Genomic DNA, 23063 nt, shown 5'->3' on the forward strand with positions numbered 1-23063 from the left:
CGCGCCGGGCGGGAACGCGCCCGCCGGTTCTACCGTGTCCCGTCGATAACCGAGAACGAGCCGTCCGATTCCAGGATCACCGCCGAGAGCCCCTCGATCCCGCCATGCCCTTCGGTTCGCGCGATCGTCTCCAGCTCGGCTTGCGTGACACGCGCTTTCCGCATGGCGCCGTGCAGCGGCGTGCCGTCACGCAAGAGGAGCGTCGGCTCGGAACGCACGAAGCCGGCGAACCTCTTCGAGCGCACCGACAGGGTCGTGACGAGGTATTGCAACACGATCAGCAGGACGAGCGCCGTCATCCCCTCGGCCAGCGCGATCCCTTCGCTCAGCAGGATCGAAGCCAGGGTCGAGCCGAGCGCCACCGTGACGATGAGGTCGAAGGCGTTGAGCTTGGCCAGCGTCCGTTTCCCCGACACCCGGAGCGACACGACGAGAAACGCATAGGCGATCGTCCCGACGATGAGCGTGCGGGCGATGCCGCTCCAACTCTGAAAGAACATCTCGGCCCAGTTCATGCGCATCTCCCCGGTTGCGGCCCGAGGCCCTCAAGTGGGCGTCGGGCTCCGCGCCCAGCCCCGAAAGGCGGCGATCAGTTCCAGCGAAGACGTTGCGGTTCGGGTGGCGGTGTTCCAGCCGAGGATGCCGGCCTCATGCCGGCTCGGAACGGCGTCCGGCCGGCCGGGGTTTCCCGGGCCTCGGATTTCAAAGGGTTGCCGCGGTCCGCTATAGAGTCACCGAAGGTGCCGATTGTGACGCTTCGACACGTTTTTGCTTATGCAATCCAATGCCTAAGAGCCGGTTCCGGATGCTGCGCCTCAAACCAGCCCGCTGCGGCGTTCGGCTGCCGCGCGGGCGGCGCCGGAGAGCAGCATGACGTCGTTCGGGCCGATCACCAGGCGATAGCCGGCCTTGGCAAGGGCGCCATAGTCGCGCTGTCCCTCGATCGTGCCCAGCGTCAGGCCATGCGCGGCCGCCGTTGCCTCGATGCCGGTAATGGCCTCGACCACCGCGGGATCGTCGAGCCGCTCGAGCCTGTCCATCGACCCGGCAAGATCGTTCGGCCCGATGAAGCCCATGTCGATGCCGGGAATCGCGGCGATCTCGGCGATGTCGGGGATGACGTCGACATGCTCGATCTGCACCGCGACGAACACCTCCTCGTTGGCCTGGGCCGCGTAGTCGGTCCATGCACCATAGCCCGAGGCCCGCACGATCGGCGCGGCATAGCCCCGTCGGCCCATGGGGGCGTAGCGGCAAAAGCCGGCGACCTCGCGTGCCATCTCGGCGGAGTTCACCATCGGGACCAACAGCGACCGCGCCCCGCGGTCGAGCGCACGTTTCAATGTCGCTTCGCGGGCATCAGGCACGCGGATCATCGCTTCGCCGCCCGCGGCCTCGACGGCACGGATCAGGTTCAATCCGTCCTCCAGGCCCACGGCCCCGTGCTCGCAGTCGATGACCAGCACGTCCCAGCCCGAACGCACCATGATCTCGGCGACCTCCGGCGAGCCGAGCTCCAGCCAGGCCGCGGTCACGGTCTCTCCGGCCATCACGCGCCGCCGCAATCCGTTCTTCATGTCGTCCCTCATGTCTTTTCCGTTTCCCTTGATCTCGACCCGCCTCCCGAGATCACCTCGCGGGCCGCCCGGAATAGCAGAAGGCCCCAGACAGCGAGGGTGACGACACCGAGGACGGCGGCGGTGCCCCGATCGAAGAAGCCGGTCAGGTCGCCCTGCGCCTTCATCATCGAGACCATGAAATTGTCTTCGACAACCTCGCCTAGAACCACGCCGAGCACGGCCGGTGCGATCGGGATCCGCGCCAGCGTCATCAGGTAGCCCAGGAGCCCGAGGCCCAGCACGATCCAGACCGCGGTGACGCTGCCCATGATGGCATAGGCGCCGATCATCGACAGGAGCAGCACGCTGGGCATCAGCATCGACCGCGGCACGCGCAGCAGTCGCGAGGCCGCCATGATGGCAAGGCCGCCGCTCACGATCATCACGACGTTCGCTACCAGGAAGGCCCCGAACAGCGTTTCGACCAGCATCGCGTCGGACGAGAAGATGTTCGGACCGGGTGTCAGGCCCTTCATCAGCAGCACGCCTATGGCGATGGCGGTGACGCTGTCGCCTGGGATGCCGAAGACCAGCGCCGGGGTCCACGCGCCTGCGACGGCCGCGTTGTTGGCGGTGCCGCCGTCGACGATCCCCTCGTAATGGCCGCGCCCGAACTTTTCCGGCGTCTTCGACAGGCGCCGCGACACCGCGTAGGCGATCCAGGCCGCGATGTCGGCCCCGGCCCCCGGCAAGGCGCCGATGAACGTGCCCCCGACGCCCGAGCGGAGGATGCCGAGCTTGCGCTGCCGGATCTGGCCCCAGGCGCCGGCCAGGGCGGTCCGGAGCGGTTCGACGGACAACTGGCCCAACCTTGTAGGATCGGACGTCTCTGCGTTGCGCAGGATCTCGGCGATCGCGAAGAGGCCGATCATCGCCGGGATGAAGCTGATCCCGTCATAAAGGTCGTTGATCCCGAACGTGAACCGCGGATGCCCCACCGCCACGTCGATCCCTACGGAGGCGATGGCGAGGCCGATGAAGAGGCTTGCGAAGTTACGCGGGACCGAGGCGCCGCCGACGAACACCGCGCAACTGAGCCCGAGGGTCGCCAGCCAGAATGCTTCGTCGCTGGAGAAGCGCGAGGCGATGCGGGCCAGGAGCGGGGTCGCGCTGGCCAGAAGCAGGACGCCGATGATCCCGCCGATCGAGGCGGCGAAGAGCGAGACGAACAACGTCGTCCGCGGCCGGCCGGCGCGGGCCAGGGCGTGCGCGTCCTCGACATAGGCGGCCGAGGCCGGTGTGCCCGGCATCCGCAAAAGCGCCCCCGAGATGTCGCCGGCAAAGATCGCCGTGGTCGTGGTGGCGACAATGGCCGCGACGGCCTGGACGGGATCCATGAAATACGTGAACGGCACCAACAGCGCCACGGCCATGGTGGCGGTCAGCCCGGGCATCGCCCCGACGAAGGAACCGTAGAGCGTGCAGAGGAGGATGGTGAGAAGAAGCTGCGGCTCGAACACCGCGGCGAGGAGTGTCACGAGTTCCATGGTCTACCACGCCACCGGCAAAAGCAGACCCCAGGGCAGGGGAACCCGCAGGACCGAGTAGAACACCGCGTGCAGGACGACCGGGCCGACCAGCGCCAGAGCCGTTCCGGCCACCATCCCGCCGCCGAATAGTCGCACCGAGCAGAGCAGACTGATCGCCGCGGCGATGTGAAAGCCCAGCGGGTCCAGGGCCAGGGCGAAAAACGCGATGACGGCCAGGATGCCCACCAGCGGCCCCAGCCGTCGCCCTCCGTCTTCGTCGGGTCGGTTCCGCCCCGCGGCCAGGCCCTCGGCCGCGATGCCGAGGCCGCTGGCCACCAGGCCCACGGCGACGATCGTGGGAAAGAGGTCGGGGCCATAGGCCATGCCCCCGACCGTCGGGAAGCCCCGCGCGACGATTGCCATCGCGGCGCCCAGTGCGCAGAGCGCGCTCCCGGTGACGAGATCGCGTGTATCGGCCATCGCGAGACCTCCCTTCGCGTGGCTTATTGCGCCAGGCCCACGGCCTCGATCACTTCACCGAGCGTCTCGTCCTTCTCGGCCATGTACGCGCTCAGCTCGTCGCGGGACATCGACACCACCTCGGCGCCGCGGCTCGCCTTGAACTCGGCCCACTCGTCGGACGCGATGATCTCGTCGATGGCCTGGGCATAGGAACAGGCGACGTTGTCGGGCATGCCGGCCGGACCGGAGGTCGTGATGTAGGCCGCGAGGGTCCAGCCGCTGTCGAGCGTCTCGGCGGTCAGCGGGACGTCGGGGAGCGCCTCCATCGGCTCACTGTGCATGTAGGCCAGCGCACGGGCGTCGCCGGCTTCGACCAGTCCCTTGCCCTCGGACAGGGCCGGGGTCGCGACGTCGACGCCGCCCGCGATCAGTTCCTGCAGGGCCGGGGCCGCGCCCTGCGAGGGGATCCAGCGGATCGCATCCGGTTCGAGCCCCTCGGCATTCAGCATGCCGGCGAGCGCCAGGTGCCAGATGCCGCCCTGCGATGTCCCCGAGGCCGTCAGATCGCCGGGATTCTCCCTGGCATGGTCCAGAAGACCCGAAAGCGAGTCGAACTGGCTGTCGTCGGCCACGAGCACGCTTGCCGGAACGATGTCGACCAGCGCGAGCGGTGTGACGTCCTCGTAGGTCAGGTCCGTCAGGCCAACCCAGTGCATCGTGTTGATCTCGACCGTGACCGAGCCGACCGTGTAGCCGTCCGGGTCCGCGCGGGCGATCGCCGAGTGTCCGGTGACGCCGTTCCCGCCGGTGCGATTGACCACGTTGAACGGCTGGCCCCATTTCTCTTCGAGCATCGAGGCAAGCTTGCGCGAGTTGGCGTCCGTGCCGCCGCCGGCGCCCCAAGGTACGATGTACGTCACGGCGCGATCCGGGGTCCAGTCGCAACTGTCCTGGGCCGCGGCGGCTCCGGCGCCGGCGATCAGGGCCGTGGCGGTCACAAGCGATGTCTTCTTGAGCATTTCGGTCTCCTCCCTCCGAGTGCTGACGGCGGGTGCCGTTAGGTCACGCCCCCCGTCGTGAGCGATCAGATCACGGCGATAACGCTCAAGTCAATCGATTGACAAAAGGCGTGATCGTTCCAATGATCCCGGAATGAGGGCAGACGCGTGAACAGACGGCCGACCTTGAGCGACATCGCGAAGTCCGTCGGCGTCTCGACCTCGGCGGTGTCTCTGGCGCTGCGGGGCCGGGCGCGGGTCTCGACCGAGACGGCGGATCGCATCCGCGCCGAGGCCGCGCGTCTGGGCTATGTGCAGAACAAGGCGGCGGCGGGATTGCGCACCGCGCGCAGCGACGTGGTGGCGGTCTGTCTCAACGATCTCTCGAACCCGGTTTTCAACGAGTTCCTGATCCACATCGAAGAGGCGCTGCGCGGGTCGGGACGGATCGTGTTTCTCGGTGTCGTCCGAGAAGATCGCGAACTCCAGCAGCAATTCCTCCGGGCGGCGATGGAGCAGGGGGTGAGCGGCATGCTTATGTGCCCCGCCCACGGGACCGGGCCCGAGGATCTCGATCCGTTGCTCGCCGGGGGCGGTCAGGCCCCGTTTCCCTGCGTGCTGTTTTCCCGTGGACTTGACGACGTCGCGCTGCCGCAGTTCACCAACGACGACCGTGCCACGGGCCGGATCATGGCCGAGCGTCTGCTGGAGGCCGGCCATCGCGAGATCTGCTGGCTCGGCGGCGGGCAACAGACGAATACCGCCCGTGACCGCTATGCCGGGTTCTGCGAGGCGCTGGAGCAGGCCGGCTGGCCGCACGTCCCGAGGCACGGGCCGACGAGCCGCGCGTTCGGTTTCGAGACGGCGTCGGAGCGTTTGCGCGTCGGCGGGTCCGACGTCGGGTTCGCCTGCTTCAGCGATCTCATCGCCTTCGGCGTGCTCTCGGCCTGCGAGGCGCATGGCGTGCGCCCCGGCCGCGACGTGTCGGTGATCGGGGTGGACGACATGGCAGAGGCCGCGTTCAGCCATCCGCCGCTGACCACCGTAGGGGTCGACAAGGCCTGGATCGGCCACAGCGCGGCACGGCACCTCGTGGAGGGTGCCGAGGGGGCGCCGGTGTCGCAGAAGAGCCCGCCGAGCTACGTCCAGCGCTCGACGGTCCGGTCGGGGCAATAGGCGCGTGCGATGCCGCGTCCCGGTTGCCGGATCGGCGAGGGCAGGACGGTCCCGCGTCTTACGTCTCGGGCTCGTCCCGCTCACCGTGAAGCAGCGCGCAGGTGGTGCGATAGATCCGCTGTTCGTGAATTCCGAAGGCCGCCACGGCCGCGTCCCGGTCGCGGGCCATGAGCGCCGCGTGAATGGACCGGTGATCGGCAAGGCTGGTGGGGATCGCGTCGGGCAGGGCCATGACGCGCCGCCGATGCTCCATCATGTAGGTGTAGAGGTCGGTCACGACGTCGGCCAGAAGAGGGTTTCCGCAGGCCCGGTAGATGGCGATGTGGAACTCACGGTCCGAGATCAGGAAGCGAACCGGATCCCGCAGGCAGCGTTCCTGCGCGTCGAGAAGCCGCGACAGCAGGGCAAGCGTCTCGTCGTCGATGCGCTCGGCCGCGTCTCCGACGACCGCCTGCTCGATCAGCAGACGGGACTGGTGGACCGCGTCGATGCTGTAGCGGTTCACGTCGAGGTGGATCGTCGTGCCGAAGTCGAGTTCCGACAGGTCCGACGACGCCACGCGGGTGCGCGCGCCCTGGGCGACCTCGAGGATGCCGTCCGAGGCGAGCGCACCCACCGCGCCCCGCACCGTCTCGCGGCTGACGGAAAGGGCTGCCGCCAGGTCCCGCTCGCCGGGCAGCTCGTCGCCCTTCTGAAGGACGCCCGAGGCGATCAGCCCGGCGATCTTCTCGGCGATCGCGACCTTCATCGTACGGCGCTGGAGGTCGCGTCCGATGTCGTTCGTCCGGTCCAGCAGAAGGCGGTTGATGTTCTCCACGCGGCCGCTCCGTTGCGTCGTCAGTGGTGGCCCCGGCCTGTGGGCGCCATCGATGCTACTATTTGAACGGCTCTTGGCGGCCGTCAATCTCTGGTGCGCAGCGCAGGCCCGAGACGGGACCCATTCGTGCTTGAAAAGGAAAGTGAATCTGTCACGATGCAACTGGTCCGGTCACCGGTCCAGTCGCTTTTGCGACGGGTCGGGCATCGGGGTCGAGCCGTACGGCGCGGGCGCGGGGGAGGCGCACAACCGCGGCCGGGCGGCCAAGGAAGATAGGGAGGAGAAATGATGAAACGGATGATCGCGCTTGCCCTTGGCAGCGCCGCGATGCTGCTGCCGGCCACCATGGGTGCCGCGCAGGACGCTTCCTACAAGATTCCGACGGTCGTGAAGATCTCGGGCATCCAGTGGTTCAACCGGATGCAGGAAGGCGTCGACCGCTTTGCCGAAGAGACGGGCAACGATGCCTACCAGGTGGGCCCGCCACAGGCCGACGCGCAGCTGCAGGTGCAGCTGATCGAGGACATGATCGCACAGGACGCCGATGCGATAACCGTGGTGCCCTTCGCGCCCGAAGCGGTGGAGCCGGTGCTGCAGCGCGCTCGGGATCAGGGGATCGTCGTCATCACGCACGAGGCTGCCGACATCGAGAACGCCGACTATGACATCGAGGCCTTCTCGAACGCCGCCTACGGCGAGCAGATCATGAAGAACCTGGCGGAGTGCATGGGCGAGAGCGGCGAATATGCCGTGTTCGTGGGGTCGCTCACCTCCAAGAGCCATAACGAGTGGGTCGACGCGGCGGTTGCCTACCAGGAAGAGAACTTCCCCGACATGACGATGGTGGGCGACAAGAACGAGACCTTCGACGATCAGCAGCAGGCCTATCAGAAGACCCAGGAACTGCTGCGCGCCTATCCCGACGTGGCGGGCTTTCAGGGCAGCGCCTCGACGGATGTCGCGGGCGTCGGGCTTGCGGTCGAGGAGCGTGGAATGGAGGACGACACCTGCGTCATGGGCACGTCCCTGCCGTCGATCTCGGAACAGTACCTCGAAACCGGCGCCGTCGACCGGATCTTCTTCTGGGATCCGGCACTGGCGGGCTACGCGATGAACGAGCTTGCCGTTCACATGCTCGACGGGGGCGAGGTGACCGACGGCATGGACCTGAGCCCCGAGGGCTATCAGGACCTCTCGCTGCAGGGGAAGGTACTCTACGGGCAGGCCTGGGTCGAGGTCGACCAGTCGAACATGGCCGACTACCCGTTCTGAGACGGCACGCGGCCGGTGGCGCATCCACCGGCCGCAATCCCCGAACCCAATCCGCAAACCCGCAAGCAGGCCCATGAACGACAGGTCCAGAGAGGCGCACGACGCGCCATCCGTCGTCGCGCTCGATCACATCTCGAAGTCCTTCGCGGGTGTACGCGCTCTCGACGACGTGTCGCTGGCGATCCGTCCCGGTGAGGTCGTCTGCCTCGCCGGAGAGAACGGGTCCGGCAAGTCGACGCTGATCAAGGCGCTGTCGGGCGCTCAGCCGGCGGAGTCCGGCACCGTCTCCTTTCACGGGCAGCCGCAGGCGCAGATCAGCCCGATCGGCGCCGTGCGGGCCGGGGTGCAGGTGATCTACCAGGATTTCTCGCTCTTCCCGAACCTGACCGTCGCCGAGAATATCGCCTTCAACGACCGGCTGGCGCGGGGCACGCGATGGATCGACTGGCGCGAGATGCGGCGCACGGCCGAGGCCGCGCTGGGTCGGATCGGGGTGGACATCCCGCTCGACGCCGTGGTCGAGGACCTGCCGGTCGCCTCTAAACAGCTGGTCGCGATCGCGCGGGCGCTGGTGGACGAGGCCCGCCTTATCGTTATGGACGAGCCCACCGCCGCGCTGACCGAGCGCGAGGTGAAGCACCTTCTCGGCATCATTTCGCGCCTGAAGGAGCGCGGTATCGCGGTGCTGTTCGTCAGTCACAAGCTGGCCGAGGTGTTCTCGGTCTGCGAGCGCGTGGTCGTCCTGCGCAACGGCCGTCTCGTCGCCGAGGGACCGGTGGACGAGTTCGATCCCGCCTCGCTGACCCACCACATGACCGGGCGCGAGATCGACGCCGCGCCGGTGGTCTCGGCCGACGCGCCGCGTGGCAGTGACCTGCTGCAGGTGCGGCACCTGTCGCGGGAAGGGGCGTTCAGCGACGTCTCGCTCGACCTCGCGGCGGGAGAGTCGCTGGGGATCGTGGGCCTTCTCGGCTCGGGGCGCAGCGAGCTGGCCAAGGCGCTGTTCGGCATGGATCCGGCCAGCTCGGGCACGATCCGCATCGAGGGCGAGGAGGCCCGGATCGACTCCATCTCGGACGCGATGGAGCGCGGCATCGCCTATGTCCCCGAGGACCGGCTGACCGAGGGGCTGTTCCTGACGCAATCCATCGGCGCCAACATCGCCGCCGGGTCGTTCCGCCGCCTCGCGGGAACGTTCGGACTGGTGCGCAAGTCCGACATCCGCGACGAGGCGGACGGCTGGGTCGAGCGGCTGTCGATCGCCACGCCCTCGTCCGATCTTCCCGTGTCGTCCCTGTCGGGTGGGAACCAGCAGCGCGTGATGCTGGCGCGCTGGCTGGCCACAACGCCGCGCATCCTGATCCTGAACGGACCGACGGTGGGGGTCGACGTCGGCTCGAAGGCGGACATCCACCGCACCATCGCCGATCTCGCCGCCGAGGGACTGGGCGTCATCGTGATCTCGGACGACCTTCCCGAGGTGCTGGCCTGCTGCAACCGCATCATGGTCATGCGCGACGGGCGCATCGTGGACGAGCGGCGCAACGACGACGTGACCGAGAACGAGCTGTCGCACCTGCTCTCGTCGGACGCGGAGGACGCGTGATGGCCAGGCTGTTCGCGCGCAACGAGACGCTTGTTGCGACCATCCTTCTGCTGTTCATCATCGTCACCAGCATTGTCGATCCGAGTTTCCTGTCGGTGCCGACTCTGTTCGATCTGCTGCGCAACGGGCTTATCATGGCGATCTTCGCGATCGGCGTGCTGCTGGTCCTTATTTCGGGCGGCATCGACGTGTCGTTCACCGCGCTGGCGGCATTCGCGATGTACGCCACGACCAAGACGCTGGTCGAGACGGGGGTCGAAGGGTCGATGGCGCTGGCCCTGGCGATGTCGGGCGGGATCGGGCTGTGCCTGGGGCTGGTCAACGGCTTCTTCGTTGGCACGATGCGGCTGCCGACGCTGATCGTGACGCTGGGCACCCTTTCGGCCTTTCGCGGGGCGCTGCTGACCTTCGTCGGAAGCCAGTTGATCTCGAACGTGCCGGACGGAATGCGCGACTTTTCCCGCACCATGCTTTTGCGCGGCACCAACGCGGACGGGTACTTCTATTCGCTGCCGGCGGCGGTGCTGGTGTTGCTGCTGGTCGTGGTGCTGACGTGGTTCATCCTCTACCGCACGATGCTGGGGCGGAACATCTTCGCCATCGGCGGCAGCCTGGACAGCGCCCGCCGGATCGGCATCCCGGTGACGAAGGTGCAGTACTTTATCTACGCCTATGTCGGCACGATCTCGGGCATCGCCGGGATCGTCCACGCCTCGCTCGCCCGCGTGGCCAACCCGTTCGACATCGTCGGGCTGGAGCTGTCGGTGATCGCGGCGGTGGTGCTGGGCGGGGCCCGGCTGCAGGGCGGGACCGGCACGATCACCGGCACCCTTCTGGGCGTCGCGCTGATCGTGGTCATCAACAACTCGCTGATCACGCTGGGTATCCCCTCGACATGGCAGAACATCGTGATCGGCCTGCTGATCCTTCTCGGGACCGGCGTGCCGGCCTGGCAGGCCCGTCGCTCGGGTCGGACGGAGTGACGACCATGGCAAAGACCTCTCGCATCGTCTCGTCGGATCACCGGCATCTCCTCGGGCTCGCCGCGCTGACGGTGGCGATCTTCGTGGCGATGTCGCTGGCCCGGCCGGGACTGTTCCTGACCGGCGCCAACATGCAGTCGATGGCGTTCCAGTTTCCCGAATACGCGATCCTGGCGCTGGCGATGATGACGGCGATGCTGACGGGCGGGATCGATCTGTCGATCATCGGTACGGCGAACCTGTCCTCCATACTCGCCGCGCTGGCGATGACGGCGCTGTTTCCGACGGGCGGCAATGCCGTGGCGGTGCTGGCGCTGGCGCTGCTCGTGGGGCTGTCGGTCGGCTGCCTGTGCGGCGTGATCAATGGGCTGTTCATAGCGGGCATCGGCCTGCCGCCGATCCTCGCCACCCTGGGCACGGGGATCGTGTATACCGGCATCGGCGTCGTCGTCACCGGGGGCAGCGCGGTGGTCGGGCTGCCGGACAGCTTCGCGGTGCTGGGCAACGCGGCGGTCTGGGCGGTGCCCGTGCCACTTCTGGTGTTCGCCGCGGTGGCGGTGGTCATGGCGTTCGTCCTTAACCGCACCATCTACGGGCACAGTGTCTATTTGTTCGGGACCAACCCGCGGGCCTCGCGCTTCGCCGGGCTCAAGAACGGACGGCTGAACATGACGACGTACATGATCAGCGGCACGCTCGCGGCGCTGGCGGGGCTGATCCTGATCTCGCGCGCGAACTCGGCCAAGGCGGATTATGCCGAAAGCTACCTCCTGATCACCGTCCTGATCGCGGTGCTGGGCGGGACCAACCCCTATGGCGGCGTGGGCCGGGTGCTGGGTGTGGTGCTTGCCGTGCTGTCGCTGCAGTTCCTGTCGAGCGGGCTCAACATGCTGCAGGTTTCGAACTTCGCCAAGGAGTTCGTCTGGGGCCTGACGCTTCTGCTGGCGATGAGCGTGACCCGGATCGAGTGGCGCAGAATGATCGATTTCAGCGGGGTCGGCCGTGGCCGGTCCCCCAACGCAGCTACCGGAGACAAGCCATGAGACGCTTCTTCAACAATCCCGACACCTATGTCACCGACATGCTGGACGGGCTGGTCAAGGCCTATCCCAAGGCCCTCGCCTTTGGCGACGACCCGCACGCAATCGTCCGCGCCGACGCCCCGGTCGAGGGCAAGGTCGCGCTGGCCACCGGCGGCGGATCGGGGCACCTTCCGGTGTTCCTGGGCTATGTGGGCGAGGGCATGCTGGACGGCTGCGCCGTGGGCGACGTGTTCAACTCGCCCACCGCCGAGCAAATGCTGGACGTGACCCGGCGGATCCATGGCGGCAAGGGCGTACTCTACATCTACGGCAATTACGGCGGCGACGTGATGAACTTCGACATGTCGACCGAGATGGCCGAGATGGAGGACATCGAGGTGCGCACGGTGATCGTGGCCGACGACGTCGCCTCGGCCGGCCCGGACGAAGCCGAGCGCCGGCGCGGCGTGGCGGGCATGGTGTTCGCGTTCAAGACCGCCGGGGCGAAGGCCGCGGCGGGCGCCAGCCTCGACGAGGTCGAGGAGATCGCGAAGCGCACCCTCGCCGGCACGCGGTCCATGGGCGTCGCGCTGTCGCCCTGCATCATCCCCTCGGTCGGCAAGCCGGGCTTCGACCTGGCCGAGGGCGAGATGGAGATCGGCATGGGCATCCACGGCGAACCCGGCGCCAAGCGCGAGACACTGCAGAGTGCGGACGAGGTCGCCGAACGGCTGGCCACGGCGGTGCTCGACGACCTGGCGCCGGCCTCGGGCGACCGGGTGGCGGTGATGATGAACGGGCTCGGGGCGACGCCGCCGGAGGACCTGTTCATCCTCTACCGCAAGGTCCACGAGATCGTGGAGGGGCGGGGCCTGAGCGTGCACAAGGCGTATGTCGGCGAATACGCCACCTCGATGGAGATGGCCGGCGCCTCGCTGACGATCTGCCGGCTGGACGACGAACTGGCCGGGCTGCTCGACGCGCCCGCCCGGACCCCGTTCTTCCAGGAGGGTTGAGCCGTGACCGAAAGTTACGACATCGGCGCCGTCCAGGACGCGCTGAGGCGACTGGCCGCCGCCCTGCGGGGCGAGGCCGACCGGCTGACCGAGCTTGACCAGAAGGTCGGCGACGGCGACCTGGGGATCACTGCCAAGAAGGTCGCCGACGCGCTCGACGCCCATGCCGCAGAGGGGGGCGACGACCTGGGCCAGTACATCGCCGCCGCGGGCATGGCTGCCAACCGCGTCGCCTCGTCCACCATGGGCACGCTGCTCGCCACGGCCGCGATGCGTGCCGGCAAGGTGGTCAAGGGCGCCTCTGCGCTGGAGCCGGCGCAGCTCGCCGAGATGCTGCAGGCGGCAGCACAGGGGATGGCTGAACGAGGCAAGGCGAACCGCGGCGACAAGACGATCCTCGACGCGATCTTCCCGGCCGCCGAAGCGCTGCGGGACGCGGTCGATGCGGGCCGGCCGCTGGCGCAGGCGGGGCAGGAGATGGTCGACGCCGCCGCAAAGGGCCGCGACGAGGTCACACCGCTGCGCAGCCGGATCGGACGCGCCGGCTGGGTGGGCGAACGCACCGAGGGGCTGGTCGATCCGGGCTGCGCGCTCTGCGTGGTCGCATTGGCGTCTCTCGCGGGACTGGAGGAATACCGATGAAATACAGAACGCTGGGAGACGCGGGGCTGCGCGTCTCGGAAATCTCGATGGGCACGTTCACCTTCGGGGGGCGCGGCGATTTCGCCATGGTCGGAGAGCAGGGCGTGCCCGAGGCGCGGCGCCTGGTGGATTGCTGCCTGGACCATGGCGTGAACCTGTTCGACTGCGCCAACATGTATTCCACGGGCCTTGCCGAAGAGATCCTCGGAGAGGTCCTGGACGGTCGGCCCGAGCCGCTCGTCACGTCGAAGGTGCGGATGCCGATCGGCGACGGACCGAACGACGCTGGCGCCTCGCGCTATCATATCCTCAGGGAATGCGAGCGCAGCCTCAAGAAGCTGCGGCGCGACCGGATCGACATCTACTATCTGCACGAATGGGATGGCTCGGTTCCGCTGGAAGAGACGTTGTCCGCGCTCGAGACGCTGATCCGCGACGGCAAGGTGCGGCATGTTGGCTGCTCGAACTACTCGGGCTGGCACATGATGAAGGCGCTCGGGATCGCGGATCGGACGGGCCTGCCGCGCTTTGCCACCCAGCAGATCCACTACACGCTCGAAGCGCGGGAGGTCGAGTACGAGTTGCTGCCCGCCGCCGTCGACCAGGGGCTCGGGACGCTGGTATGGAGCCCGCTGGCCGCAGGCCTTCTGTCCGGCAAGCATCGTCGGGGACAGTATCCGGCGGATGGCAGCCGCCAATCGCGCGGCTGGAGCGAGCCGCCGATCCGCGACTGGGAGCGGCTGTGGAATATCGTCGACGTGCTGGTTGACCTGGCGGAGGCGCGCGGCGCGACCCCCGCGCAGATGGCGCTGGCCTGGCTGTTGGACCGGCCGAGCGTCGCGTCCCTCGTCGTGGGCGGCAGCGATACCGCGCAGTTCGAAGAGAATATCGCGTCGGCCGACATCTCGCTGACCGATGCCGAGCGCGCGCGGCTCGACGAGGTCAGCACGATCCCACTGCTCTATCCCTACTGGCACCAGGACCAGTTCGCCCGCGACACGTTCACGTCGGCCGACCGCGCGTTGCTGCCCGAGCGGTTCCGGGGCTAGGGTCGGCCGCGGCGAAGGAGGGCAGGCGATGCCGGGCTGTTACATGGGGATCGACGTCGGCACCGGCAGCGCGCGGGCCGGCGTGTTCGACGCGGGCGGCGCCCTTTTGGGCGTCGCAAAGGCGGACATCGCGGTGCATCGCGGGCCCGACGTCCGGGTCGAGCAATCGTCGGCGGAGATCTGGGGCGCGGTCTGCCGGGCAAGCCGCCAGGCCGTCGCGGCGGCCGGCATCGAGGCCGCCGCGGTGCGCGGTATCGGCTTTGACGCGACCTGTTCGCTCGTGGTCCTGGATGGCGGTGGTCGGTCTCTGCCCGTGGGCTCCAGCGGCGATCCCGACCGCGACGTCATCGTCTGGTTGGATCACCGGGCGCTCGACCAGGCGCGGCGGATCAACGAGACCGGCCACGACGTGCTGCGCTATGTCGGCGGCTCGATCTCGCCCGAGATGCAGACGCCCAAGCTGCTCTGGCTGAAAGAGAACATGCCCGACACGTTCCGCGAGGCCGGGCATTTCCTCGACCTGACCGATTTCCTGACATGGCGCGCCACCGGCAGCATGGCGCGCTCCCTCTGCACGGTGACGTGCAAATGGACCTATCTCGCCCACGAGAAGCGCTGGGACGACAGCTATTTCGATGCGGTTGGCTTGTCAGAGCTGGCGGAGGACGGCCATGCGAGGATCGGCACCGAGATCGTCGAGCCGGGGACGGCGCTCGGCGCCGGGCTGATCGAGGACAGCGCGCGCGAACTGGGGCTGACACCGGGTTGCGCGGTGGCGGCGGGCCTGATCGACGCGCATGCCGGTGGCGTCGGCACCGTCGGCGCCGATGGCGGCGGCGGGGTGGCCGGCAACATGGGTTACGTGTTCGGCACGTCCTCGTGCACGATGACAAGCACGGCCGATCCGGTCTTCGTGCCGGGGGTCTGGGGGCCGTACTATTCGGTCATGGTGCCCGGGACCTGGCTGAACGAGGGCGGGCAATCGGCCGCCGGAGCCGCGATCGACCAGCTCGTCTCGTATCACCCCGCCGCCGCCGAGGCGCGCGCGATGGCCGAGGAGGCGGAGTTATCCGTGGTCGACTGGCTGACGCGCGAGGCCGAGCGGCGGGCCAACTCGCCCGCCGAGGCCGCGCGGCTGGCCTGGGCGCTGCTGGTGGTGCCCGAGTTCCTCGGCAACCGCTCGCCCTTCGCCCGCCCCGAGGCCCGCGCAGTGATCTCCGGCCTCGGGATGGAGCGTGACCTCGACAGCCTGGTCGCGCTCTATGTCGCCGGGCTCTGTGGTCTGGGCTACGGTTTGCGCCAGATACTGAGCGCCCAGGCCGAGCGCGGCGCAGCGGTGGACCGCATTGTCATTAGCGGTGGCGCCGGCCGTGCGCCCCTGATCCGCCAGATCCTCGCGGACGCCACCGGAACCCCGGTCGCCGCGACCGCCAGCGATGAGCCGGTCCTGCTGGGATCGGCCATCCTCGGCGCCGTGGCGACAGGCGCGCATGCCTCCGTCGCCGACGCGATGCCGGCCATGTCGCGGCTGTCCGAGACATATGCACCGACCGGCGGGGCGGTGGCGGAGTGGCACGCGGCCAAGTTCGACCTCTTCGAGCGCTTCCAGGCGCTCTCATGGGACGCGGTGCAGTAACAGATCGCGCCCCGTCCGACGCCGGGGCCTCATTCGCCCAGCACACGCTCCTCGCGGGCGATGCTCCACTCGACAAGGTGGGTCCAGAGCGTCTCGGCAAGGGCCGGGTCCAGGTCGGCCTCGGCGGCGCGGGCCTTCACGCGTTCGAGGACCTGGGTCACCCGGTCTTCCAGCCGTGCAGGAAGGTCCTCCCGGCGTTTGAGAGCCACGGCGCGGTCGATATAGTCGCGGCGTTGGGCGAGCAGGCGGACGAGTTCGTCATCGAGGGTATCTATGGCCTCCCTCAGTTCCGCCATGGACGCACATTCGTTGGCTGGTTTCATATCCACCACTCTCGGCTCCCGCACTTTGTTCCGAAGTCCGCACGATGCCCGCCCTGTTACACCGGAGTGGATCGGATCGCACCCGCGAAGCCATGCTCCGTGAAAACGGCCGCCTTCCGAACAGTGGCCGTCGCGCTGACCCTTAACCCGCGGCCTGTCGGGACGGCCGGATCCGCAGGAACCAGACGAAGACCAGCATCAGCACAAGGAAGGCGAGGCTGGCCGGGCGGGTGACGAAGACGAAGGGGTCGCCCTGAGACACGATCAGCGAGCGGCGCAGGAATTCCTCGAGATAGGGGCCGAGGATGACGCCCATGAGCATCGGAACGATGGGATAGCCGAAGCGGCGCAGTCCGAAGGCGAAGACGCCGATGGCCAGCGCCATCCACATCTGCGTCGACGAGTAGGACGAGGCATAGACGCCGACCATCGAGATCATAGCGATGAAGGCGTAGAGCAGGCCGCGGTTGATGCGGGCGAGCCGCAGGTAGACGGGACCGAAGATCAACACCGAGATCATCACGAGGAACGAGGCGACGAAGAGCGCCGCGAACATCGGTGCCACCACGTCGCCGCTGTCGGCCAGCAGGCCGGGGCCCGGAACGAGCCCGTGCAAAAGGAGCACGCCGAAGATGATCGCCGTCACCGCGTCGCCGGGGATGCCCAGCGTCAGCAGCGGAATGATCGCGCCGCCGCACATCGCGTTGTTCGCGGATTCGGACGCGGCGAGGCCTTCGTGCGAGCCCTCTCCGAATTCCTCCGGCCGCCGGGCGGTCCGCTTGGCCTCGGCATAGGCGATGAATGACGCCATCGAGGCGCCGCCGCCGGGAAGCATTCCGATCAGCACGCCGATGATCGAGCTCTTGATATAGGTCAGCGGGCCGATCTCTCGGATCGTCTTGAGGCTGGGGATGAAGTCGCGGTGCCGCAGGCGCGGCATCTTGGCGACGGATTCGCCCTGGGCGAGCCGCGACGGCAGGCCGGCCTGCACCAGAAGCTCGCACACCGCGAACAGGCCGATGACTGCCGGCAGCAGGCCGATGCCCTGGACCAGGTGCGGGCTGCCGAAATCGAACCGTCCCACCGGCACCATCGGGTCGATCCCTATGGTCGAGATCATCAGCCCAAGCGAGGTCGCGATCATCGCCTTCCAGATCGAGCCTCGGGCAACCACCGTCACGGTCACCAGCGCGAGCAGCACGAGCGAGAACTTGTCGGGGGTGCGGAACAGCAGTGCAAGCTCGCTGATGGGCTCGGCAAGCAGCATGAGGACGAGGGCGCCGATGACGCCGCCTATCGACGAGGCGAACGCGTCCAGCCCCAGCGCTTGTGCACCGTGCCCCTTCTTCATCAGTGCGTGGCCGTCGATGCTGGTGATCGCGCCCGATGGTGCGCCGGGGATGTTTACCGTGATCCCCGTCACCGAGCCCGCATAGATGCCGGCCATGTAGATGCCCATCACCATGACCAGGGCGTTCACGACCTCCATCCCGAAGGTGAAGGGCAGCAACAGCGCGATGGCGAGGGTGGCCGTCAGACCGGGGATCGCTCCGAAGAGCAGCCCCATCAGGAAGCCACCGATCAGGTAGAGGAAGGGTCCGGGCGTGAAGAGCGTGGCGAACCCCGCGGCGAGATCGAGCATGGGGTCAGAAAATCCAGGTGGGAAGGGAAAGGCCGAAGATCCGGACGAAGAACAGCCAGCCGAAGACGGTGATCGCGATCGCGGTTGCCGCGGCAAGGCCGAGCGCACGGAGTGGCCGGCCGGTCTGTTCGTAGTTGAACCACGCCGAGACCAGGAAGGTATAGAGGCCCGCGGCGGCAAAGTAGCCGACGACCCGCAGCCCGGCCGCGAACAGCATGGTCGCGACGATCAACACGACCGGCCCGACGATTCCGACCCAGCCGACGTCCTGGAAGCCGGACGCCTCGTCGCGCGGCGTCTTGCCGGTCAGCTCGCCGATCAGGATCCGTAGAAGCGCGACATACATGATCACGCTCAGGATGATGGGCAGGAACGAGGCGCCGGGTTCGCGCCCGTCCGAGAACGGCAAGCCGAGTTCCGGCAACTGGCTGGCATAGACCGTGGTGAGGACGAGAAGGACCAGTGCGAAGATCGCCTGGCCCCCCAGCCCGAAGAGCTTGGACATACTGGCCCCGTGGGTGTGATGTCGACCCGCCCGGTAAGGGCCGGGCGGGCCGTGTCGATGACGCTTACTTGTCGAGGATGCCTTGCTCGACCAGCTGGTCGATCAGGGCGAAGGCGCTTTCCTGCTGGGATTCGACGTACTCGGTCGTGTCCTCGCCGTTCATCCAGACGGCGCCCATCGCGGTCTCTTCGGCGCGCTCCTGGAATTCGGGCATCTCGAAGACCGCGGCGAAGGCGTCGGTCAGGGTCTGGCGCTGCTCGTCGCTGATGCCCGAGGGCGCGGCGATCAGGCGGAAGCTGCCCCATGTGACGTCATAGCCCAGCTCGGCAAAGGTCGGCGTTTCGGGGAAGAAATCGCTGCGCTCGTCGGACATGACGGCCAGCACGCGCGCCTGATCCTCCTGCACGGCATTGTAGATCGCCGAGGCGCTGAGCGAAGCGGCGTCGGTCTCGCCCGTCAGCAGGCCTTCGCGCTGCGAGCCCGAACCGTCGGGGTAGGGGACGTGGTTGACCTCGATCCCCGTCGCCTCGGCCATGTCGAGCGCGGGAAGGTGCCAGACCCCACCGCTGCCGACATTCGAGATCGACAGCTCGCCGGGGTTTTCCTCGGCTGCGGCGATGAAGTCCTCCAGCGTCTCGTAGGGCGAATCCGCGGCCACGGCCAGAACGGTGGGATGCACCGTGACCGAGCCGAGATAGGTCAGCTGGTCGGTGTCGTAGCCGGGAACAAGCTCGTAATAGGGAACGGTGATGACGCTGTCCCAGGTGAGCGAGCCGATGGTATAGCCGTCGGGGCGCGCATTCATCAGCTGAAGGGTACCGATCCCGCTCTGGGCGCCGCTGACGTTCTGGGTGTTGATGCCCACGCCGAGCTGTTCTTCGGCAAAGTTCATGAAGGTGCGCATCACGGTGTCGGTGCCGCCGCCGGCGCCCCACGGCATGATATGGGTGATGTCGCGCTCGGGATACGCGTCCTGCGCGGCGGCGGGCGCGGCGAGCGGAAGTGCCAGCATCAGAGCGGCGATGGCGGTCTTGGTCGTGCGGGTGTCCATCCGGAGTCCTTTCCCTGTTAGGTTCGGTGCGCCAGTGCAGGCGGTTGTACGGCCCGATGTATAGCAGACGGGCGGTGCGCCTTCTTCGTGATGCTGGCGGGTGGGGTCGATCGAGTGGGGCGCATCACGACACTCTCCGTCGTTGTCTCGGACTATGCCCGAAGTCCGGTCGCCCGTCTCGGGGCAGGGCGCGGCGCTGTCGCCTGATCGGCCCGGCCGCCTTGGGAGCGTCATGCACCCTCGCTCGCATCAATGGCTCAAGCTGTATTCAGCATTGTAGTCAAAGTCAATATACAAGCCATCCTACAGCCTTGAACACATCCCGATTGCGTTTTTGCAACCTTTGGGTATTTTTGGGCGGCCCCGTACCGGACGGGTCGATCGGGCAAGGTGACTGGTAGTTCATGGAAGCCAATGACGGTGCCGTCGAGCGCACTTACAGAGCGCTCAAGGAGATGGCCGGCACGTTCGTGTTCAAGCCGAACGAACGCCTCAACGAAAGCGCGCTTTCGGTCAGCCTCGAAGTTAGCCGAACGCCATTGCGTGAGGCGCTCAATCGCCTTTCGGCCGAAGGCTTCCTGACCTTTCGGCGCGGGCAGGGCTTCTTCTGCCGCTCGCTCAACCCGACCGAGATCATGTCGCTCTACGAGGCGCGCGTGGGGATCGAGAGCGAGGCGGTGCGGCTTGCCGCGCGCCGGGCCGAGCCGGAAGAGCTGGCCGAGCTCGAACGCTTCCTGCACGAGTCCGACACCGCGTACAGCCCCGGCGCCGCGCCGGGCGAACTGGTGCGGCTGGACGAGGAGTTCCACTTTCGCCTGGCCCGGCTGTCGCGCAATGCCGAACTGGTCCGGATGCTCGAGAATGTCGCCGGCCGGATCCGGTATATCCGGCTGATCGACCTTCAAGCATTGAGCGAACGCGACGGGCCGCAGGCGATCACGATCACGCCGCACAGCCGTATCCTCGCCGCGGTGAAGGCCGGCGACGAGGAAGAGGCGGCGCGCGAGATGCGCGAGCACATCACCCGCCGGCTCGAAGAGGTCACGTCGCATGTGCGCGAGGCGTTCTCGCGGATCTACGCGCCCTGATACCGGAGCGCCGGAGCGTTCCATCTGCGAGGCATGTCAGCCCGCCCGGCAGATGAGGGTAAGATCGAGAGACGGCACCTCCAGCTCCGCCTCGGAGGGGCCGAGCGGGCGCCAGTTCGCCCCCGGCGTCTGATCCGCGCGCCGGGCGATCTCGTCCACCTGGGAAAAGCGCAGCGTCAGTTCGGCAAAGCGCTCCACCGGGCCCGGCCGCAGGCGCAGGGCAAAGCTCTGGCCGTCAATTCGGCGTTCGTCCCCGAGCTTGCGGACGGCCGCCCCCGTGATCGCGGCGAACTGCGCGGCGGTGGCCTGAGGATCGCGGCTTTCGATCACGATGTCGGTCAGCTCTTCGAAACCGTTGGGATGGGACATCCAGTCGTCGCGCCAGACCAGCTCGGGCGTCAGGTGCCGGCAGAAATAGACGCGGCCGCCCGGAAAAGCCGTCGGGGGAAGCCGGACGGTCGAAAAACGGGCCTCGTGGCTCTGTCCATCTATCTCAACCGGGCGTGAGAACGCCATCGGTTCCAGCGGCGCGAGCCCGGCGTCGTCAAGGTGCCGGTACGTCTCCGGCGCGTCCGAGGTGCGGAACACCAGGCCGTTCAGCCCCCGCGGCGAGTCCAGCACTTCCTGACGCTGGCGCCCGGTCGCGGGCACCCCCACGAGTTCCAGATACGCCAGCGGCGTCACCATCAGGTGATTGATGGAGCCGAGCGAGTGATGCCCCCGTGGGGTCAGGTGAAAGCCGAGATCCGCGAACAGCGTCGACGCGGCATCCATGTCGCGGAGCGTGTTGATGACCACATGATCGAGTTCCAAGAGAGTGGATTCCTCTGTTTTCGGTCGCGCCCTTCTTCGGGTTGGCCCGCGCGCAGCTCGGCGCGCCCGTCAGTAGAAGTAGGGCAGGTTCTTTTCCCTGGCGGCCTTCACCCATGGCGGCACGAAGGGGATGATCTTGTCCTGGGAGGGGACCATGATCTCGATGAAGTTCGCGCCCTCGTTGCCGATGGCGGCGCGCAGGGCGGGCTCGATCTCGCTTTCCGTGGTGATCCGGTCCGTCGTAAAGCCGAACCCTTCGGCGACCTTGAGATAGTCCACCGCGCCGAAATCCGTGGTCCATGGCGCGTCCACGTCGTCGAGCAGGATCGCCTCGCCGCGGATCCAGCCATAGGTGTCGTTGCGGGTTAGGATCACGGTGATGTTCTTGCCGCTGCGCTTGATCGTCTCGAAATCGCCCAGCACGAAGGCCAGCGAACCGTCGCCAGTGAAAGAGATGATCGGCCCGTCCGAGGCGAAGGATGCGCCGATCCCGGCGGGCACCGAATAGCCCAGGGCACCCATCGAGTAGTTCGTGATATAGCGCCGCCCGGCTTCCCTGACGGACAGCAGCGCGGAGGGATAGATCGCGCTGACGCCCGGCTCGGACGTGACGATGGCGTCGGGCGGCAGGATCTCGTCGAGCACCTGCGACAGCTTCACCGGCGACACCGTGCCCTCGGGCATCGGGATGTTGGCGTTGAACACGGCGTCCAGCGCGGTGCGCTTCATCTCGGAAAGATCGACCGCGGGACGCTCGGGCAGGGACGTCTCGGAGCGGAGCAGTTCCACCATGTATTCGAGTGTCGCCCGCGCGTCGCCCACAAGGCCGACTTCGACGGGGAAGTTGTTGCCCACATGGGCTTCGGCGATGTCGAGGTGCAGGAACGTCTTGCTCTCGGGCGGGCCGTAGAGCTTCCAGTGGTCGGTGCCGCTGGAATCGGTGTTGCTGCCCACGAAGAAGATCGTGTCGGCATTCCGGACGTACTCGTTCGAGTATTCCATGCCACCGCGCGCGCCGATCACGCGCAGCGCCAGTGGATGCGTCTCGGGGATCGTGCCCTTGCCGGGCGTGGTGGTCGCCACCGGGATCTGCAGCATCTCGGCCAGTTCCTGGATCACCGACGAGGCGCGAGAGATCAGCGCGCCCTGGCCGCACACGATCACGGGACGTTCGGCCTCCATCAGACGCGCAAGCGCCGTCCGGACCTTGCCATGATCGGCGACGGGGCGGTGGGCCGGATAGACCTGATAGTCGGGGTCGGCGTAGAGGTCCGCGATCTCGGCCTCGTCCTGGAAGATGTTGATCGGCACCCGGATATGCACCGGCGCGGGGCGGCCCGACGTCGCCACCCGAAACGCGCGGCGCATCAGGAACGGGATCTCCTTCACGTTGGTGATGTGAAAGGATTCCTTGCTGATGCTCGCATAGAGCGCGGTCTGGTCCACGCCGGTCAGGCCGTGCTTCTTGTCCTGGTTAATCGGGATGTCCGAGCTGAAGTAGATGAGCGGCACCGAACTCAGATAGGCCTCGGTCATGCCGGGCGTGCAATGGGTGACCCCCGGACTCGGCGCCTCGAGCACGCCGGGCCGGCCGGTGACCTTGGCATAGGCCTCCGCCGCGTAGGAGGCGGTGCGCTCGTCGCGGGTCAGGACGTATTCGATGTCCGAATGCTCCTGCCATTCCTTGTACCAGCCGATCGTCGTCTCGCCGGGAAGACCGAAGACATGCGTCACCCCATGCAGTTCGAGCATCTTCAGGATGGTCTGGGCGCCGTTCATTCTTGCAGTCACCGCTGTCTCCGCTTCTACATGCAAGTTGGTATGCCACGCTGTATGCAGTACGGACTCATAGCGGCTTTGGGAGGCAGATCAAT

22 protein-coding genes are annotated in these 23063 nt (G+C 67.5%); 10 read left to right on the forward strand and 12 right to left on the reverse strand.

The window, feature by feature from the left end; translation table 11 throughout:
- Window positions 1-29 precede the first annotated feature (29 nt).
- The 5 genes from BMZ25_RS12695 to BMZ25_RS12715 form a co-directional block, all read right to left on the reverse strand.
- On the reverse strand, window positions 30-515 hold the full coding sequence (locus BMZ25_RS12695) for a DUF421 domain-containing protein (RefSeq protein WP_092694170.1): 486 nt from the start codon (window positions 513-515) through the stop codon (window positions 30-32).
- Window positions 516-815: 300 nt separating this feature from the next.
- Entirely contained in the window at window positions 816-1589 is a 774-nt protein-coding gene (locus BMZ25_RS12700; RefSeq protein ID WP_218142539.1) for an HpcH/HpaI aldolase family protein, read from the reverse strand.
- Window positions 1586-3106: a tripartite tricarboxylate transporter permease gene (locus BMZ25_RS12705; RefSeq protein ID WP_092694171.1), complete on the reverse strand. Its 1521-nt coding sequence runs from the start codon at window positions 3104-3106 to the stop codon at window positions 1586-1588. The genes BMZ25_RS12700 and BMZ25_RS12705 overlap by 4 nt, the downstream gene beginning before the upstream one ends.
- Window positions 3107-3109: 3 nt before the next feature.
- Window positions 3110-3568, reverse strand: coding sequence for a tripartite tricarboxylate transporter TctB family protein (locus BMZ25_RS12710; protein WP_092694173.1), 459 nt, complete (start codon window positions 3566-3568; stop codon window positions 3110-3112).
- Window positions 3569-3591: 23 nt separating this feature from the next.
- The gene (locus tag BMZ25_RS12715; protein ID WP_092694175.1) at window positions 3592-4569 is read right to left on the reverse strand and encodes a tripartite tricarboxylate transporter substrate binding protein; all 978 of its coding nucleotides are present in this window, start codon (window positions 4567-4569) and stop codon (window positions 3592-3594) included.
- A 165-nt stretch (window positions 4570-4734) separates the two neighbouring features.
- Here BMZ25_RS12715 and BMZ25_RS12720 point away from each other — a divergent pair, with 165 nt between their 5' ends.
- Window positions 4735-5724, forward strand: a complete 990-nt coding sequence (locus tag BMZ25_RS12720; RefSeq protein ID WP_177190461.1) for a LacI family DNA-binding transcriptional regulator — start codon at window positions 4735-4737, stop codon at window positions 5722-5724.
- 58 nt (window positions 5725-5782) lie between these two features.
- On the opposite strand, the gene BMZ25_RS12725 is transcribed toward BMZ25_RS12720, so the two are convergent.
- A complete protein-coding gene (locus BMZ25_RS12725) occupies window positions 5783-6541 on the reverse strand; it encodes a FadR/GntR family transcriptional regulator (RefSeq protein WP_218142540.1) in 759 nt (252 codons plus the stop codon).
- 288 nt (window positions 6542-6829) lie between these two features.
- On the opposite strand from BMZ25_RS12725, the gene BMZ25_RS12730 reads away from it, so the two are divergent.
- The 8 genes from BMZ25_RS12730 to BMZ25_RS12765 all read left to right on the forward strand — a co-directional run bounded on the left by BMZ25_RS12730 (window position 6830) and on the right by BMZ25_RS12765 (window position 15767).
- On the forward strand, window positions 6830-7813 hold the full coding sequence (locus tag BMZ25_RS12730; RefSeq protein ID WP_092694506.1) for an autoinducer 2 ABC transporter substrate-binding protein: 984 nt from the start codon (window positions 6830-6832) through the stop codon (window positions 7811-7813).
- Window positions 7814-7886: 73 nt separating this feature from the next.
- Window positions 7887-9419: a sugar ABC transporter ATP-binding protein gene (locus tag BMZ25_RS12735; protein WP_092694179.1), complete on the forward strand. Its 1533-nt coding sequence runs from the start codon at window positions 7887-7889 to the stop codon at window positions 9417-9419.
- A complete protein-coding gene (locus BMZ25_RS12740) occupies window positions 9419-10402 on the forward strand; it encodes an ABC transporter permease (RefSeq protein ID WP_092694182.1) in 984 nt (327 codons plus the stop codon). The genes BMZ25_RS12735 and BMZ25_RS12740 overlap by 1 nt, the downstream gene beginning before the upstream one ends.
- A 5-nt stretch (window positions 10403-10407) precedes the next feature.
- Window positions 10408-11445 (forward strand): ABC transporter permease, encoded by a 1038-nt coding sequence (locus BMZ25_RS12745; protein ID WP_092694183.1) that lies wholly within the window; start codon window positions 10408-10410, stop codon window positions 11443-11445.
- Window positions 11442-12440, forward strand: coding sequence for a dihydroxyacetone kinase subunit DhaK (locus tag BMZ25_RS12750; protein WP_092694185.1), 999 nt, complete (start codon window positions 11442-11444; stop codon window positions 12438-12440). Before BMZ25_RS12745 ends, BMZ25_RS12750 begins: the two co-directional genes overlap by 4 nt.
- Before the next feature lie 3 nt (window positions 12441-12443).
- On the forward strand, window positions 12444-13082 hold the full coding sequence (locus BMZ25_RS12755) for a DAK2 domain-containing protein (protein ID WP_092694187.1): 639 nt from the start codon (window positions 12444-12446) through the stop codon (window positions 13080-13082).
- Complete coding sequence (locus tag BMZ25_RS12760) at window positions 13079-14131, forward strand: aldo/keto reductase (protein WP_092694189.1); 1053 nt, start codon at window positions 13079-13081, stop codon at window positions 14129-14131. The genes BMZ25_RS12755 and BMZ25_RS12760 overlap by 4 nt, the downstream gene beginning before the upstream one ends.
- A gap of 28 nt (window positions 14132-14159) precedes the next feature.
- The gene (locus BMZ25_RS12765) at window positions 14160-15767 is read left to right on the forward strand and encodes an FGGY-family carbohydrate kinase (RefSeq protein WP_092694191.1); all 1608 of its coding nucleotides are present in this window, start codon (window positions 14160-14162) and stop codon (window positions 15765-15767) included.
- Window positions 15768-15796: 29 nt separating this feature from the next.
- On the opposite strand, the gene BMZ25_RS12770 is transcribed toward BMZ25_RS12765, so the two are convergent.
- The 4 genes from BMZ25_RS12770 to BMZ25_RS12785 all read right to left on the reverse strand — a co-directional run bounded on the left by BMZ25_RS12770 (window position 15797) and on the right by BMZ25_RS12785 (window position 19288).
- Window positions 15797-16063, reverse strand: a complete 267-nt coding sequence (locus BMZ25_RS12770; RefSeq protein WP_408033439.1) for a chorismate mutase — start codon at window positions 16061-16063, stop codon at window positions 15797-15799.
- A gap of 169 nt (window positions 16064-16232) precedes the next feature.
- Window positions 16233-17732, reverse strand: coding sequence for a tripartite tricarboxylate transporter permease (locus BMZ25_RS12775; protein WP_092694195.1), 1500 nt, complete (start codon window positions 17730-17732; stop codon window positions 16233-16235).
- Between the two features lie 4 nt (window positions 17733-17736).
- A complete protein-coding gene (locus BMZ25_RS12780; protein WP_092694197.1) occupies window positions 17737-18237 on the reverse strand; it encodes a tripartite tricarboxylate transporter TctB family protein in 501 nt (166 codons plus the stop codon).
- 64 nt (window positions 18238-18301) lie between these two features.
- Window positions 18302-19288, reverse strand: a complete 987-nt coding sequence (locus BMZ25_RS12785) for a tripartite tricarboxylate transporter substrate binding protein (RefSeq protein WP_092694199.1) — start codon at window positions 19286-19288, stop codon at window positions 18302-18304.
- 404 nt (window positions 19289-19692) lie between these two features.
- Between BMZ25_RS12785 and BMZ25_RS12790 the strand changes: the two genes are divergently transcribed.
- A complete protein-coding gene (locus BMZ25_RS12790) occupies window positions 19693-20376 on the forward strand; it encodes a GntR family transcriptional regulator (protein WP_092694201.1) in 684 nt (227 codons plus the stop codon).
- A gap of 36 nt (window positions 20377-20412) precedes the next feature.
- Here the strand turns inward: BMZ25_RS12790 and BMZ25_RS12795 are convergent, their stop codons facing one another.
- A complete protein-coding gene (locus BMZ25_RS12795) occupies window positions 20413-21189 on the reverse strand; it encodes a VOC family protein (protein WP_218142541.1) in 777 nt (258 codons plus the stop codon).
- 69 nt (window positions 21190-21258) lie between these two features.
- Window positions 21259-22980: a thiamine pyrophosphate-binding protein gene (locus tag BMZ25_RS12800; protein WP_143071531.1), complete on the reverse strand. Its 1722-nt coding sequence runs from the start codon at window positions 22978-22980 to the stop codon at window positions 21259-21261.
- Window positions 22981-23063 lie beyond the last annotated feature (83 nt).

It is taken from the genome of Tranquillimonas rosea (assembly GCF_900111315.1).
Taxonomy (GTDB): Bacteria; Pseudomonadota; Alphaproteobacteria; order Rhodobacterales; family Rhodobacteraceae; genus Tranquillimonas; species Tranquillimonas rosea.

What these genes read in the sequence shown, in the direction of transcription:
- BMZ25_RS12695 (WP_092694170.1), bottom strand. Translation starts at nt 515, where the DNA reads ATGAACTGGGCCGAGATGTTCTTTCAGAGTTGGAGCGGCATCGCCCGC.
- BMZ25_RS12775 (WP_092694195.1), bottom strand. Translation starts at nt 17,732, where the DNA reads ATGCTCGATCTCGCCGCGGGGTTCGCCACGCTCTTCACGCCCGGACCC.
- BMZ25_RS12790 (WP_092694201.1), top strand. Translation starts at nt 19,693, where the DNA reads ATGGAAGCCAATGACGGTGCCGTCGAGCGCACTTACAGAGCGCTCAAG.
- BMZ25_RS12760 (WP_092694189.1), top strand. Translation starts at nt 13,079, where the DNA reads ATGAAATACAGAACGCTGGGAGACGCGGGGCTGCGCGTCTCGGAAATC.
- BMZ25_RS12740 (WP_092694182.1), top strand. Translation starts at nt 9,419, where the DNA reads ATGGCCAGGCTGTTCGCGCGCAACGAGACGCTTGTTGCGACCATCCTT.
- BMZ25_RS12745 (WP_092694183.1), top strand. Translation starts at nt 10,408, where the DNA reads ATGGCAAAGACCTCTCGCATCGTCTCGTCGGATCACCGGCATCTCCTC.
- BMZ25_RS12735 (WP_092694179.1), top strand. Translation starts at nt 7,887, where the DNA reads ATGAACGACAGGTCCAGAGAGGCGCACGACGCGCCATCCGTCGTCGCG.
- BMZ25_RS12715 (WP_092694175.1), bottom strand. Translation starts at nt 4,569, where the DNA reads ATGCTCAAGAAGACATCGCTTGTGACCGCCACGGCCCTGATCGCCGGC.
- BMZ25_RS12700 (WP_218142539.1), bottom strand. Translation starts at nt 1,589, where the DNA reads ATGAGGGACGACATGAAGAACGGATTGCGGCGGCGCGTGATGGCCGGA.
- BMZ25_RS12785 (WP_092694199.1), bottom strand. Translation starts at nt 19,288, where the DNA reads ATGGACACCCGCACGACCAAGACCGCCATCGCCGCTCTGATGCTGGCA.
- BMZ25_RS12780 (WP_092694197.1), bottom strand. Translation starts at nt 18,237, where the DNA reads ATGTCCAAGCTCTTCGGGCTGGGGGGCCAGGCGATCTTCGCACTGGTC.
- BMZ25_RS12750 (WP_092694185.1), top strand. Translation starts at nt 11,442, where the DNA reads ATGAGACGCTTCTTCAACAATCCCGACACCTATGTCACCGACATGCTG.
- BMZ25_RS12730 (WP_092694506.1), top strand. Translation starts at nt 6,830, where the DNA reads ATGAAACGGATGATCGCGCTTGCCCTTGGCAGCGCCGCGATGCTGCTG.
- BMZ25_RS12770 (WP_408033439.1), bottom strand. Translation starts at nt 16,063, where the DNA reads ATGGCGGAACTGAGGGAGGCCATAGATACCCTCGATGACGAACTCGTC.
- BMZ25_RS12710 (WP_092694173.1), bottom strand. Translation starts at nt 3,568, where the DNA reads ATGGCCGATACACGCGATCTCGTCACCGGGAGCGCGCTCTGCGCACTG.
- BMZ25_RS12705 (WP_092694171.1), bottom strand. Translation starts at nt 3,106, where the DNA reads ATGGAACTCGTGACACTCCTCGCCGCGGTGTTCGAGCCGCAGCTTCTT.
- BMZ25_RS12765 (WP_092694191.1), top strand. Translation starts at nt 14,160, where the DNA reads ATGCCGGGCTGTTACATGGGGATCGACGTCGGCACCGGCAGCGCGCGG.